This is a genomic window from uncultured Jannaschia sp., from assembly GCF_947494025.1.
In the GTDB taxonomy this organism is placed as follows: Bacteria; Pseudomonadota; Alphaproteobacteria; order Rhodobacterales; family Rhodobacteraceae; genus Jannaschia.
Genome location: NZ_CANLTQ010000045.1, coordinates 1 through 13346, shown reverse-complemented (window position 1 = coordinate 13346; position 13346 = coordinate 1). Strand labels below are relative to the sequence as shown.

Annotated in this window: 13 protein-coding genes and 4 pseudogenes; 10 read left to right on the top strand and 7 right to left on the bottom strand. The window is 66.0% G+C overall.

Annotated elements, in window-relative coordinates; translation table 11 throughout:
* Both Q1B08_RS19930 and Q1B08_RS19925 read right to left on the bottom strand, forming a co-directional pair.
* The coding region (locus tag Q1B08_RS19930) for a GAF domain-containing protein (RefSeq protein ID WP_299822733.1) at window positions 1-551 on the bottom strand (551 nt) is incomplete at its 3' end.
* 137 nt (window positions 552-688) lie between these two features.
* Window positions 689-985, bottom strand: a complete 297-nt coding sequence (locus Q1B08_RS19925) for a hypothetical protein (RefSeq protein ID WP_299822730.1) — start codon at window positions 983-985, stop codon at window positions 689-691.
* Between the two features lie 207 nt (window positions 986-1192).
* Between Q1B08_RS19925 and Q1B08_RS19920 the strand changes: the two are divergent.
* Window positions 1193-1381: pseudogene (locus Q1B08_RS19920) on the top strand (hypothetical protein); the annotation flags it as partial.
* Between the two features lie 124 nt (window positions 1382-1505).
* Here the strand turns inward: Q1B08_RS19920 and Q1B08_RS19915 are convergent.
* Entirely contained in the window at window positions 1506-1727 is a 222-nt protein-coding gene (locus Q1B08_RS19915; RefSeq protein ID WP_299822727.1) for a transposase, read from the bottom strand.
* A 124-nt stretch (window positions 1728-1851) separates the two neighbouring features.
* Here Q1B08_RS19915 and Q1B08_RS22155 point away from each other — a divergent pair.
* The 3 genes and pseudogenes from Q1B08_RS22155 to Q1B08_RS19900 form a co-directional block, all read left to right on the top strand.
* Window positions 1852-2043 (top strand): annotated as a pseudogene (locus tag Q1B08_RS22155) (ABC transporter); the annotation flags it as partial.
* A gap of 117 nt (window positions 2044-2160) precedes the next feature.
* Window positions 2161-3144: an NAD(P)-dependent oxidoreductase gene (locus Q1B08_RS19905; RefSeq protein ID WP_299822721.1), complete on the top strand. Its 984-nt coding sequence runs from the start codon at window positions 2161-2163 to the stop codon at window positions 3142-3144.
* A gap of 247 nt (window positions 3145-3391) precedes the next feature.
* Window positions 3392-3669: pseudogene (locus tag Q1B08_RS19900) on the top strand (amino acid ABC transporter ATP-binding protein); the annotation flags it as partial.
* Between the two features lie 52 nt (window positions 3670-3721).
* Here the strand turns inward: Q1B08_RS19900 and Q1B08_RS19895 are convergent.
* Window positions 3722-4441, bottom strand: a complete 720-nt coding sequence (locus tag Q1B08_RS19895; RefSeq protein ID WP_299822718.1) for a class II aldolase/adducin family protein — start codon at window positions 4439-4441, stop codon at window positions 3722-3724.
* 8 nt (window positions 4442-4449) lie between these two features.
* The gene (locus Q1B08_RS19890; RefSeq protein WP_299822715.1) at window positions 4450-5598 is read right to left on the bottom strand and encodes a TauD/TfdA family dioxygenase; all 1149 of its coding nucleotides are present in this window, start codon (window positions 5596-5598) and stop codon (window positions 4450-4452) included.
* A 126-nt stretch (window positions 5599-5724) separates the two neighbouring features.
* On the opposite strand from Q1B08_RS19890, the gene Q1B08_RS19885 reads away from it, so the two are divergent.
* Entirely contained in the window at window positions 5725-6615 is an 891-nt protein-coding gene (locus Q1B08_RS19885; protein WP_299822712.1) for a LysR family transcriptional regulator, read from the top strand.
* A 53-nt stretch (window positions 6616-6668) separates the two neighbouring features.
* Window positions 6669-6917 carry a hypothetical protein gene (locus tag Q1B08_RS19880; protein WP_299822709.1) on the top strand — a complete coding sequence of 83 codons (249 nt, stop codon included), beginning with the start codon at window positions 6669-6671 and terminating at the stop codon, window positions 6915-6917.
* An 87-nt stretch (window positions 6918-7004) separates the two neighbouring features.
* Here the strand turns inward: Q1B08_RS19880 and Q1B08_RS19875 are convergent, their stop codons facing one another.
* On the bottom strand, window positions 7005-7880 hold the full coding sequence (locus tag Q1B08_RS19875; protein ID WP_299822706.1) for a LysR substrate-binding domain-containing protein: 876 nt from the start codon (window positions 7878-7880) through the stop codon (window positions 7005-7007).
* Between the two features lie 127 nt (window positions 7881-8007).
* Here Q1B08_RS19875 and Q1B08_RS19870 point away from each other — a divergent pair, with 127 nt between their 5' ends.
* The 3 genes from Q1B08_RS19870 to Q1B08_RS19860 are packed head-to-tail and all read left to right on the top strand — an operon-like array spanning window position 8008 to window position 12349.
* Window positions 8008-9648: a GMC family oxidoreductase N-terminal domain-containing protein gene (locus tag Q1B08_RS19870; protein WP_299822703.1), complete on the top strand. Its 1641-nt coding sequence runs from the start codon at window positions 8008-8010 to the stop codon at window positions 9646-9648.
* A gap of 37 nt (window positions 9649-9685) precedes the next feature.
* The gene (locus Q1B08_RS19865) at window positions 9686-10894 is read left to right on the top strand and encodes a mandelate racemase/muconate lactonizing enzyme family protein (RefSeq protein ID WP_299822700.1); all 1209 of its coding nucleotides are present in this window, start codon (window positions 9686-9688) and stop codon (window positions 10892-10894) included.
* 12 nt (window positions 10895-10906) lie between these two features.
* Window positions 10907-12349, top strand: coding sequence for an aldehyde dehydrogenase family protein (locus Q1B08_RS19860; protein ID WP_299822697.1), 1443 nt, complete (start codon window positions 10907-10909; stop codon window positions 12347-12349).
* Window positions 12350-12623: 274 nt separating this feature from the next.
* Here the strand turns inward: Q1B08_RS19860 and Q1B08_RS19855 are convergent, their stop codons facing one another.
* The gene (locus tag Q1B08_RS19855; protein WP_299822694.1) at window positions 12624-12791 is read right to left on the bottom strand and encodes a hypothetical protein; all 168 of its coding nucleotides are present in this window, start codon (window positions 12789-12791) and stop codon (window positions 12624-12626) included.
* Window positions 12792-12964: 173 nt separating this feature from the next.
* Between Q1B08_RS19855 and Q1B08_RS19850 the strand changes: the two are divergent.
* Window positions 12965-13346, top strand: a pseudogene (locus Q1B08_RS19850) (transposase); the annotation flags it as partial.

The following is a 13346-nucleotide window of genomic DNA, read 5'->3' as shown; positions in this document are numbered from 1 at the left end:
CGCGCCGTACGGTGCAACTCGTCGTGGGTCCGGAGCCGCTCGATCGCGGCGGCGAGCAGGTTCGCATAGGTTCGCAGAAAGGCGACGTCGTCCTCGCCGAAATCCCGCTTCTCCCGAGCATCGACTTCAAGGATTCCGAACGGCGCCTGTTCCCCGGCAATGATCACGTTGACCATGCTCTTGACGCCATGGCGGACGAGAACGTCCGGTATCCGGAAGCGCTCTTCCGCATCGAGATCGGGGGAGACGACGGGCTGCTCTGCCCTGAGAGCATATCCGCCCGGCGATCGTTCGTGGTCGCCGAACGTCTCGTGACCGACAACGCCGGGCTCCCAGTTGACGCCGCTGCGCAGGAGCATCTCGCGACGTTCGGGAACATGCTCGAGCATCTTCACGAGCGGCACCCCCATCGCGTCGGAGACCAGTTCGGAGGCCCGATGAAGAAGCTCGTCGATCCTGTCGCAACGAAAGGCGAACAGGCCGAAATCGGCAAGCGCCGCACGCTGCGATCGCAGTTGTTCCTCCGGCGTCCGGGCTTCCCCCTCTGTCATCCGTGGATCACTCCCCTGCCCAGCCTGCCGGAGCGCCGCTACCTGGAAGTGGAGATCGCCAGGCCGCCCCGAAGCGTGGGAAGAATGCGACGTCGATCTGTCGGGTACAAGTTTGTTTCAGTGTACGGCCGCGCACTTCAGGACCTGCTGCCTTCGTCCGGGTCAGGGCGGTTCGGCAATGCCCTGCCCAGGGCCAGCAACCGCCGCTCCGTCTCGTCCACCCCGAAGGCGGCGGCCTGCAGGGCCCGTGCCTGATGCGGCCATTCCGACGCCTCCCGTCTGGCCAGTTCCACCAGCCGCAACCGCGCCCGCCGTGTCGCCCGGCACAGGCCGTCCGAGGCCGGCGCATCCGCCTGCGGCGATGTCGTGATCTCGATGAGGCCCGTCAGGTAGTCCGCGGCCCGCCGCCGCACCTCGTCCGCCAGAGGACGCAACTCTTCGAGGGTTTCGTGCCTGACCTCCCGCCGCTCCTCCCGCACCGCGATCGAAAACGATGAGCGCGTGCCAGAGGGCTTCGATCGTAACCGCCGGCCGTAATCTCCCCAGAAGTGCCATTTGAGAATTCCCCGAGCGCAAGCGACGTTGGCGAATACCAGACCTCATCTATCTGGAAGTTGGCGACGCTCCGGGATGCTGTCTTCATGCCCCGAACGAAGGAACGAGGGCAGATAAGTGCATGGATTGAGGGAGATCGTATGATCCACGATTTAAAGAAGCAAGGGCTGAGCCTCACCGCGATTACCCGGAAGATGGGGTGCGACCGCAAGACCGTTCGGAAGTATCTCGAGCGCGGCCTGGAGGCACCGGCTCATGTGTTGCGTCAGCCCCGCGTGTGCCTGCTCGATCCCTACAAGGGATATCTACGAGAGTGCATGTTGACCTTGCCGGATCTGAGCGGTGCCCGACTGACGATCGCCGTGCGCGGCAATCGCCACGACGTCCACAACCGCGCCATCAACCAGCTCCTCGGACGCGTCCGGTGATCCTACCGCGCCGTCCCCTGGCATTGCGATAGGTGACGCGCCCCTCGGCGCGCTCGTGACGTCCGGCGCCAATCACGCCTTCCACGTCGGTCTCCATGATCAGCTGTAAAACCGCCTCGGCGACGGTACGCAGAAAGTCGCCTTCGTCGTGCTTCTCCAGAAGCTCGGACAGGGGCATGGCGGTCTTGGTCATCATGGGCTCCGTTCGATGGTCGGAGAAGCCGCCAAACTCCACCGTCGTCTTACGCCTCGATGGCCATCTCGCCCTAGACCGCCAGCGCGGCACGAATTCCCACCATCTCCGTGGACGCTACCCGACGGTGCGGGCGATCGCTGACGACATCGCTGTGATGTATCGTGGCAAGGTGGTGCGCTACGGCCCCAAGGCCGAGGTGCTGAGCCCGCCCTTCGACGATTACACCGAGATGCTGCTCGACTCGGTGTCGGAGATGCGTCTGAGCTGGCTTGAACAGGTGATGTCGGGGCGCAGCACGGACGGCGCGGGGGACCGACGCGGCGCAACGGAACCCGCCCCAATGGGGCAAATGCCGTTGTTTTACGTTCTGGGGCGGCTGCCGCAGGCTGAGCGGGAAACCTGTACGCTCTCCCGGAAGGATTAGTCCCTCATGAGAATCGGCTTTGTCGGCTTGGGCAATGTCGGCGGCAAACTCGCCAACAGCCTGCTGCGCAACAACTTCGATCTCAGCGTCTACGACCTTGCCCCCGGGCTAGTCGCGACATTCGTGGAGCGCGGCGCAAAATCCGCCGCCGGTCCGCTCGAATTGATGCAGACCTGCGACGCGGTCATCACCTGCCTGCCCTCCCCCGCCGCCTCGGCCGCGGTCGTTGAGGAAATGCTCCCGGCCGTGGATCCCACCAAGATCTGGATGGAGATGTCCACGACCGACGCGGGCGAGATCAAGCGCCTGTCGGAACTGGTCATCGCGAGGGGGGGCGCGGCGATGGAATGCCCCGTTTCGGGCGGCTGTCATCGGGCCGATTCCGGCAACATCTCGATCTTCGCGGGCTGCGACCGGGCGACGTTCGAGCGGATGTTCCCGACGCTCGCCACGCTGGGCCGCCGGATCCTGCATACCGGCGAGATCGGTAGCGCATCGATCCTGAAGGTCATGACCAACTACCTCGCGACGGCGAACCTGCTGACCGTCTGCGAAGCGCTGGTGACAATGAAAGCCGCCGGGATGGACATGAACACCACTTACGAGGCGATGAAGATCTCCTCGGGGACATCCTTCGTGCACGAGACGGAGAGCCAGGTGATCCTGAACGGCTCGCGCGACATTTCCTTCACGATGGACCTTGTGAAGAAGGATATAGGCCTGTTCCAGAAGATCGCGGAGGCGAACGGCGTGCCGCTGGAGATCAGCCCGCTGATGGTCGAGATCATCAATGACGGGATCGCGCGCTTCGGCGACCGGGAGTTGTCGCCGAACATCATCCGCCGCCTCGAAGAGGCGACCGGCCTCACCATCGCCGCGCCGGGATTTCCCGCCGAGATGACCGACGACGAACCGGAAGAGCCGGGCTACGAGGTCGTCCCGACCGGCCTGTCGGCACCGCTGTCGGTCATGCTCCGGGACGACGTATAGCTGGACCGGTCATCGGGTTTCTCGGCAAGGTCAGGTTGAGACGGCCAACCTGAACTGGGGAACCACCCCGTCAATCAAACCCGTGATGGACCCGAGAGAGTTCGTCGAGAGCGAGGGGAAGGCTCGCCATTGGTTGGGATGCCGCCCCGAGCGGCGATGCGGGGATTGCGCGCGAGATGATCGGCTTCGCCGCCGAACGACCATAGAGTTCGAGGTCGGTCGCCGGTCCGGCGGCGCTTATGGTTACCGGGTCATGGCGCTCGACGCGGAGCTGATGCTCTTCGACGAACCGACCTCGGCCCTCGACCCGGAATGGGTGGGCGAGGTGCTCTACCTCACGCGGCGTGTGGCCGAATGTCGGCGGACCATGCTGATTGGCACCCGCGAGATGCCGTTCGCCTGCGGGATCGCCGACCGGTAAACTTCATGGATGGCGGACGCATCGTGGAGCATGGGCCGCCGGACGAGTCGTTCGGCGGCTCCGAAGATCCGCGCATGCGTGACTTTCTTCGCCGGGTTGCCTGAGCGTTCGTGGGGCGCGGCCGGGCCCGGACCCTCGGGGCTGCGCCCTGCGGTCCTAGAGCGGCGGCAGCGTGCTTCGCAGGTAGGCGAAGTGCTTCTCGGCCATGCCCCGATACGCGCGCCAGCCATCGGCCGTGTTCTGCGCTACCGCGTCGGACAGCACCGCAAGGGGTTCCCCGGTCGACCGTGCAAGGACCAGCGTCCGCGCCGCCTTCTCGAAGAAATAGAGATCCTCGAAGGCATCGGCGACGGTCTCCTCCACGATGGTGATGCCGTGATTACCCATCACCAGCACGGATTTGTCGCCGAGCGCGTCGGCCAGTCGCTCGCCTTCCTCCGTCGCGTCCGCGATGCCGCCAAAGGACAGGTCATAGGCGGTCCGCCCGTAAAACCGCGCGGTATTGTTGTCGATTGGCACGAGCTTCGGATTGGCTAGGCAGGCGAGCGCGGTCGCGTAGGGCGAATGGGCATGCAGCACGACCCGCGCGTCCGGCAGCCGGCGGTGCAACGTGCCGTGCACGCACCAGGCCGAGGCGTCGGGCGCATCGGGGCCGTCGGGTACGGCCTCGCTCCGGCTGTCGAGGCGGAGCAGATCCCCGGGCGCGATGGTCGCGAAATGCTGCCATTTGGCGTTGAGTAGGAAGTCCTGTCCGTCCGCCGAAACGGCGGCGCTGAAATGGTTGCCGACGCTTTCGCTCCAGCCAAGGGCGTGGCAGATGCGAAACGCATCCGCGAGGTCCCGGCGCAACCGGACCTCGGTGTCGCTGGGGGTCATGTGGGCATTCATGCCTTGAACCGCCCTTCGCTGACCAGCGCGCGATAGGTCGAGCGCATTTCGGACCGGTCGACGTAGCAGCCGCGGAGATAGCGGTCGCCGCTTGCGGCGGTGTAGGCCGCGCGGCCATGCACAATACGGTGATTGTCGAACGCCATGCATTCGCCACCCTTCATCAGGAAGCGCATCATGTATTTCTCTTCCTGCAGCATGCGGCCGAAGCGGCAGAAGGCCGGGTAGTAATCGTCCAGCAGGTTCTGGTCGAGATCGAAGATGTCGGCCATGTGCTGGCTGATCGTCAGGCCCGAGACCTCGCCGTGCTGATCCAGCTCGATCACGTATTGGCGCGACCGGGCGTCGTAGGTGTCATGTTCGCAGAAGAACGGGATCGGGACCTCGGAGAGGAGCTTGAAGCCAGCGGGGTCGCGGGCGCGGAAATCGTTGGCTACGGCCACGCCGTCGGAATAGAGGCTTTCGCCCCCGTCCACGGTGTTCGCGCGGCAATGCAGGAACTGGATGCCCGGGGCGAATTCCTCCGCCGGGGTGTCGGTGTGCAGCTCCAGCGCGCCGGCGGTGTAGGCGGTGTTCGTCGGATTGATATGGGTCCGCACGTCGAAATAGGTGCCGAAGAAGGTCGGACGGACTCCGCCCATCAGCTCGGCCGTCTGCGTCAGGCCCTCGTCACTGTCGGGCATGTCGGTGACGATGGTGAAGCCGTGCACCAGCATCGCCTCGATCCAAGCGGCGCGGGTCGCGTCGTTCGTCACTAGTTCAGGTTGCGAGAAGCGCGGCACCTCGGGGTAATGGTCGCCGAACCAGGGCTGCCGCTCCAGATCGGCCGGATCGCGCCGGGTCCGGCCGCCGGCATAGGTATTGAGCCAGTCGAGCGGCATGCGGGTGGTGTGTTCCTCGTCCTGCCAATCGAGAACGAGCGCGTCGCCTTCGACGCAGGCCGCGTTGGCTATCGGGGCGGTTTCGAGGTGAAAGATGTCGAAGCTCCGCTCGCGGGTGACGGGGCTGAAGGAGCTGGGGCAATTGTCGCGAAGCCAGTAGTAGTTGAAGTAATGCGTCTGGCCGTCGGCAAGCGTGATGTCGAGGCCCTTGTCGCCGAGTGCGACGACGGTCGGTTCGATCATCGGTGTGCTGAGATCGTTCATGACGGGCGTTCCCTGGTTCTGTGGAGAGAATTGGTGTCGCTGCCCCGCAGCATCTCATTGGCGCCCCTTCCTTGATAGATCGGATTGTGTAAACCTTGCATAACCTCCCGCTTAAGTTGTTCGACCATGGCTCACCTCCCGCCCCTGCGCCTTCTGGTCACTTTCGAGGCGATCGCGCGCCATGGCTCGATGCGGGACGCGGCGGCGCGTCTGAACGTGACGCAGCCGGCCGTCAGCCAAGCGCTGCGCACGCTCGAGGATCACGTCGGCGCACCGCTGCTCGACCGCTCGGTACGTCCCGCGCGGCTGACTGAAGCGGGGGAAATGCTTGCCCGCGGGGTGCGCGACGGGCTTGGCCGGATCGCGGCTACGCTTGAGGATATCCGCGCGCTGAACGCCACCGGCGAGCGACAGGTCACGGTGTCCTGCACTCTGGGGATGGCGACGTACTGGCTGATGCCGCGGCTGCCGGGTTTCTATAAGCGGCATCCGCAGATCACCGTCAACGTACAGGCGCCCGGGACCGATCTGCCGGTGCTGACGCCGGGGGTCGACGTCGCCCTGCGCTACGGCACCGGGCGCTGGCTGGAGGGCCGCACCGAAAAGCTCTTCGATGAGTTGGTCTGCCCGGTCGGGGCGCCCGCGCTGATCGAACGGCTCCTGTCCGACGGCCACGGGCTGGACCGGGCGCCGCTCATCCATGTACGCAGCCCGCGCAACCTGCACTGGGTCGGCTGGGAGGACTACCTGCAGGCGCGGGGTCTCGTCCGCCCGCGCGACGGCGGACAGTATTTCGATAATTACGTGCAGGCGGCGCAGGCGGTCTATGACGGGCGGGGATTGATGCTGGGTTGGCGGTCGATCACCGCGCGGGCGGTGCAGGACGGCGCGCTTCGCCACTGGCCGGACGGCACGCTCGATCTGGGCACCGCCTATTTCGTCACAACCGTCACGACCCCGTCGAAAGACGCCTCGACCTTCGTGGACTGGGTGCATGGCGAGGCCGCGCAGGCCTGAATTCGTCGCGCTTGTCCGGCCGGCGCGCCGCCCTGCTTGATGCGACCAGGTCGATGCCCGTTCATGCCGGTGCGGACGCGGCGCCGACCCGTCCGGGGCAAGGGGGTTCCGCATGGTTCACCCTGACCAATTCCGTGCCCGGGAACGGGTCGGCGGTGCTGGCACGGGCGGGGCTGGCGCATCACTTCGAACGGTCCTTCAGCGTCGCCCCGGCGGGGACCTTCAAGCCCGTGCCGCAAACCTGCCGTGGCGTGATGGATGCGCCTGGCGCCCCGGCCGACGCGTCGTGCCTCGCGGCCTGACACGTCCGGGACACGATGGGGCTGCACGAACCTCGCGGCTCCGGGTCTCGGCACGCTTTTCCGCAAGATCGTCGCGGCCTGGGCGGACTAGATCTTCTGTACCAGCAGCCAGTCGATCAGTGTCCGCACGTCGCGGCGTCCGCGCAGGTCGTCCCGCTCCACCAGCATGAAATTCGCGCCCATCGGCAGGTTCACCCTGAAGGGCGCGACCAGCCGGCCATCCGCTAGCGCGTGCCGCGCGAAGCTGCGAGAGATGATGGCGCAGCCGTGTCCCCCCGCCAGGATCTGCATCGCAATGAGCGAGCTGTCGGCCTTCATCCAATGGTCGATCCTCGGCCCTTCGACCCCGCATTGAACGAACAATCTGTCCCAGTCGGTCTCGGACCCCACGACGTGTACGATATCAGCCTCCGCCAGGGATGCGAGATCTGGCCCGAGTTGCCCCGCATAATCGGGGTGGCAGACGATGGTGGCATCGGCGACGGGCATCGGATGCATGGTCTGCTCGGGCCAGTCCCCCTCGCCGTAGCGGATGTCGAGGTCAACGTTGCTGCCGTCGATCCGGTCCGACCAGACGGCGGTCGACAGCTCGACGGCGATCTCCGGATGCAGCCGCGCGAAATCGTGCAGGAGCGGCGCGAGGATCAGCGCAGCAAAGCTGATGGAGCAGCGGACGCGCACGACCGACTTGCCTTGCACCCGGAACAGCCCGTTGGTGGCCGATTGCATCTCCAGGAAGGATTTCCGGACCGGGATCGCGTAGGCCAGCCCGAGATCGGTCAGCTGCACCCCTTTCGCCAGACGGGTGAAAAGCGGGATGCCTAGATGCTGCTCCAGCAGGCGGATTTGCTGACTCACGGCGGCGGGGGTCAGGCTCAGCTCGTCCGCCGCGGCGCTGAAGGAACTATGTCGTGCCGCCGCCTCAAAGGACCGCAGCCAGGTGACGTGAGGCAGTCTGCGCATCGGACATCCGTTCTTGACTTCGCGCGATCATGGAGAGCCCGGGCCGGGGTGCAAGCAGGTTTGCTCCAAGCCCTGTGGGGGCAAAGCGGTCATAGCCGTTGTTTGAGCTTCGGCGCGGCAACGGCACATGTCACGGCAGGACCTCCAGGCCCGCAGCGAAAGCGACCAGATGCAGACCATCGCATTCGACTACATCATCGTCGGGGCCGGATCGGCTGGCTGCGTGCTGGCCGACCGGCTTTCGACCTGCGGGCGTCACAGCGTGCTGGTGCTGGAGGCGGGGGGCAGCGACCGCCGGTTCTGGATCAAGGTGCCGGTGGGTTATGCCGTGAACTATGCTAATCCGGCGCTGAACTGGGGCTACCGCACCGACGCGGAGGAGGCGCTGAACGGCCGGGCCTGCTACTGGCCGCGCGGCCGGGTGATCGGCGGATCGAGTTCCATCAACGCGATGGCCTATGTGCGCGGACTGTCTCACGATTTCGACGACTGGGCCGCGGCCGGCGCGACGGGCTGGGACTGGAAGACAGTGCGCGACGTCTATGGCCGCATGGAGACCCGTTCGGATGGATCCGGCGGCGGGCCGGTCTGGGTGCAAGACCTTTCGGACCAGATGAATCCGTTCTCAAAGCATTTCCTTGCGGCGGCGCGGGAGGCGGGCCACGCCACGCCCGACGACATGAACGCCGAAGGGGCCGAGGGCCTGAGCTACTATCGCAGCAACGTGCGCGGCGGCCTGCGCTGGTCGGCGGCGGACGCCTTCCTGCGCCCGGCGCTGAAGCGGCGCAACGTGACGCTTCGGACGCAGGCCCATGTCATGGCCTTGCAGTTCGAGGGCGCGCGGGCGTCGGGGCTGCACTACGAACGGCAGGGCAAGATCGTCCGGGTCGAGGCGCGGCGCGAAGTCATTCTCAGCGCCGGGGCGATCAGCTCGCCGCAGCTGCTGCAACTATCGGGGATCGGGCCGGCGGACCTGTTGCGCCGGCACGGGATCGAGGTCCGCCGTGACCTGCCGCAGGTGGGCGAGGGCCTGCAGGACCACCTCGCCGTGTCCTACCAGTTCCGCGCGACGCAGACGACGCTGAACGCCATCCTCGGAAGCCATTTCGGGCGAATTGGAGCGGGTCTGCGTTATGCGCTCACCCGGCGCGGTCCGCTCGCGGTGCCGGTGAACCAGGTGGGCGGGTTCGTCCGCTCGCATGCGCAGGCGCGCGGCCCGGACATGCAATTGTTCTGCAATCCCGCCTCCTACGAGGTCACGCCGGAGGGAAAGGTGGTGATCGACCGCGCCTCCGGCTACCTGCTTTCGGCGCAGCCCAGCCGGCCCACGAGTCGGGGTCATGTGCGCATCCGGTCTGCCGATCATCGCGACACGCCCGCGATCCGGCCCAATTCGCTCGCCACACAGGAGGACCGCGACGCGGCCATCCGGGGCGGCCGCATCCTGCAGGAGCTCGCGAAGACCCCGGCGCTGGCGGCGGTCAGCTCCGGCTGCAAGATCGCGGGGTTCGAGACGATGGATGCCGACGCGCTTCTCGACGAGTTCCGCGCGCGGGCATCGACCGTCTTTCACCCCACCTGCACCTGCCGCATGGGGAATGACGACAGCGATTCCGTGGCCGATGCCCGACTGCGCGTGCATGGTGTGCCGGGCCTGCGCGTGGTTGATGCATCCAGCTTTCCCAACATCACTTCGGGTAATACCAACGCGCCGACCATGATGCTCGCCATGCGAGCGGCGGACCTGATTCTCGGGGATGCGCGGTGATCCGCAGCCGGGCGGTCCAGACCGAAAGGAGACGCTGATGCGCCTCGAAACACTCGAAACCTTCGTCGTCGGCAATCCGCCGCCCCGCCATGGCGGGCGCTACTTCATCTTCGTCCGCCTCACGACCGCCTGTGGCATCACCGGTGTCGGTGAGATCTACAGCGCCACCTTCGGTCCCGACGTCTGCTGCGCGATGGCGCGGGACATGTTCGCCCGCCATTTCGAAGGCGCCGACCCGCAGCAGATCGAGCTCCTGTTCCGCAAGGCCTACGGCGCGGGCTTCACTCATCGGCCCGATGTCAGCGTGATGGGCGTGTTCAGTGGCCTGGAAATGGCGTGCTGGGACATTCTCGGCAAGGCGGCGGACAAGCCGGTGACCGACCTGCTCGGCGGCCGGGTGCACGAGCGGCTGCGCAGCTATTCCTATATCTACCCGCTGAACGGGGACGTCTATCCAGACCCGGACCAGCCCAACGCCTACAATGACCCCCATGTGGCCGCCGAGATCGCCGCCGGCATGGTCGCTCAGGGCTTCACCGCGCTGAAGTTCGACCCCGCCGGCCCCTACAGCATCTTCGACGGGCATCAGCCCCGGCTGGAAGACATCAGCCTATCGGTTGCCTTTTGCCGGGAGATCCGGGCCGCCGTGGGGGACCGGGCCGACTTGCTCTTCGGAACGCACGGGCAATTCACCGTGTCCGGGGCGAAACGCATGGCCCGCGCGATCGAGCCCTTCGACCCGCTCTGGTTTGAGGAGCCGGTGCCCCCCGAAAGCCCCGCCGAGATGGCGCAGGTGGCGGCGTTCACGTCGATTCCCGTGGCCGCGGGCGAGCGGCTCTGCACTAAGTACGAATTCGCCCGCCTGCTCGAGGCGGGGGCGGCGTCGATCCTGCAGATGAATCTTGGCCGGGTCGGCGGTCTGCTCGAGGCGAAGAAGATCGCCTCCATGGCCGAGACGCGTCAGGCGCAGATCGCGCCGCATCTCTATTGCGGGCCGATCGTGGCAGCGGCGAACATCCAGATCGCCGCCGCGTCGCCCAATTTCCTGGTGCTGGAAAGCATCGGCACCTTCGACGGCCCCTACATGCGCGCCGTCAAGGGCGGGATCGAATGGGAAGACGGCTATGTTCTCTCATCCCGAGCGCCCGGGCTGGGGCTGGAGCTCGACGACGCGGCCATAGCGTCGATGCCCTATACCGGATCCGAACTTCATCTGACGATGGACCAGTCTCACGTCACGCCCTGAGGGAGAAACAATATGATCACACTCGACAAATTCTATATAGGCGGCGAATGGGTCGTTCCTGCGGCAACGAACACGATGCCGATCCTGACACCCTCCACCGGGCAGCAGGTCGGCACCGTCGCCCTCGGCAACGCCGAGGACGTGGACCGCGCGGTCACGGCCGCGAAGACGGCGTTCGAGACTTTCTCGACGACGACCAAGGAAGAGCGGCTGACCCTGCTGCGCCGTTTGGCGGAGGTTACCCGCGCCCGGCTGAACGACCTCGCAGAGGCCATCACGATCGAGATGGGCGCCCCCGCGACCATGGCGCGCGACGCGCAGGCGCAGTCGGGCCTGGGCCATCTGGAAGCCTTCATCGCTGCGCTGGAGGCGCATGACGAGGAGGAAACCCTGCCCAACGGCGACATCGTCAGCCACGAGCCGATCGGCGTCTGCGGGCTGATCACGCCCTGGAATTGGCCGATCAACCAGATCTCCCTGAAGGTGATCCCGGCGCTTGCCACCGGCTCGACCTGCGTGCTGAAGCCGTCGGAGCACACGCCCCTTTCGGCGCGGATCTATGCCGAGATGATCCACGAGGCCAACTATCCCGCGGGCGTGTTCAACCTCGTTTTCGGGGAAGGACCGGTCGTCGGCGCCGCGCTTTCACAACACAGGGACGTGGCAATGATGTCCTTCACCGGCTCCACCCGCGCGGGCAGCGCCGTCTCGCGCGATGCCGCCGCGACAATCAAGCGTGTCACGCTGGAACTTGGTGGCAAATCGCCCAACGTGATCTTCGCCGATGCGGATGTCGACGCGCAGGTCGCCGAGGGCGTCGGCGCATGCTTCTACAACACCGGTCAGTCCTGCAACGCACCGACCCGGATGCTGGTGGAGCGCAGCGTCTATGACCGCGCGCTCGAGGTCGCCCGGATGGCCGCCGAGGCGCAGGAAGTTAGCGATCCGGCGCAGGAGGGGGACCATATCGGCCCGCTCTTCGACCAGATCCAGTACGACCGCGTCCAAGCGCTGATCAAGAAAGGCATCGACGAAGGAACGCGCCTGCTCGCCGGTGGCCCAGGCCGACCCGAGGGCCTGCCGCAGGGTTGCGAGACCGGCTGGTTCGTGCGCCCGACCGTCTTCTGCGACGTGTCGCCCGACATGATGCTCTGGAACGAGGAGGTTTTTGGCCCGGTGCTGGTTATGGCGCCCTTCGACAGCGAGGAAGAGGCGATCACGCTGGCCAACGACACCGATTACGGGCTCGACGCCTATGTCTCGACCGGCGACGAGGCGCGGGCCCGGCGGATGGCACGGGCGATGCGTGCGGGCGGCATCCACATCAACGGGCGCGGCTCGGATTACGGCTCGCCCTTTGGCGGCTTCAAGCAATCGGGCAACGGACGCGAGGGCGGCCGGTTCGGCCTCGAGGATTACCTTGAGATAAAAGTGCGCCCGCCCTTCGTCGCCTGAGGCCGCACAAAACGAAAGAAGGGCGCGGGGATCATCCCCTTGCGCCCTTTTTCATGGCCTTGTTACGGCATAACCGATCGCCCGGAGCGTCACCCCGTGGCAGCAGCCTTCGCACGCCATTTGGCAGGCCGTGTCCTAGAGCGTTTCCCGGCCAACGTGAATCGCGGCTGGATTCCGTTGGCGCGCCGCCCGTGATTCAGTGCCCCAACCACACAGGTTGGGGCATCGTCAACTTACGCCCCTAGCTTGTAGCCGGCCTGGTCTCGTCGGCGGGTCAGGCCACAGCGACATTCGCGACATCCGCCCGGAGCATGTGATCTTGTCGTCTCGTTCGTCGGCGGTGATCGGCGGTGACGGTGGTGGGTGTTCTGAACGGATCGGCGACCTGGTCGTGGATGGTCAGGACCCGTTGCGCCTGTCCGGGTGATTTGAAGCGCTTCATGATCCGCTCCCGTCTTCGAATGGGCTGACGACTGGTCTCTGCGCGAGTGCCGAGGCCCTTGTGCTGAGGGTGCTCGACCCTGGGCATGATCGTTCTTGCCGCTACGGCAGAGCTGCGCCGCTTGTCGGCAACCATGATCCGCGGAACGCGCCCTTAACGCCAAACATGCAGTCACCTATGGCGCGGTGCATGGCCATCAGCAGCTGCGCCTGCTCAATGCGTTCCACGACGAGTTCGGCTTCCAGCTGATCGTCGCCTTCGACGGCGAAGACCGGCTCGTTGGAACGCTGCTGCGCCCGGCCCGCTGCCCCAAGGGGGCCGAAAGCGCGGCCCATATCCGCCGGTTAATCCGACAGATCGTCAGGTACTGGCCCAAGACAGAAATCCTGCTGCGGGCCGACATCCACGCCTGCACACCCGAGGTTCTTGACCTGTGTGACAGGCTTCGGCTGCGCTATGCCTTCGGTCTGTCAAAGAACGGTAGTGTCCCGAGAGATGGTGTAGGAACTGGCGTCCACCTGCTTCTTCATAGCGGGTGTCGTTCGTTCACTGAGC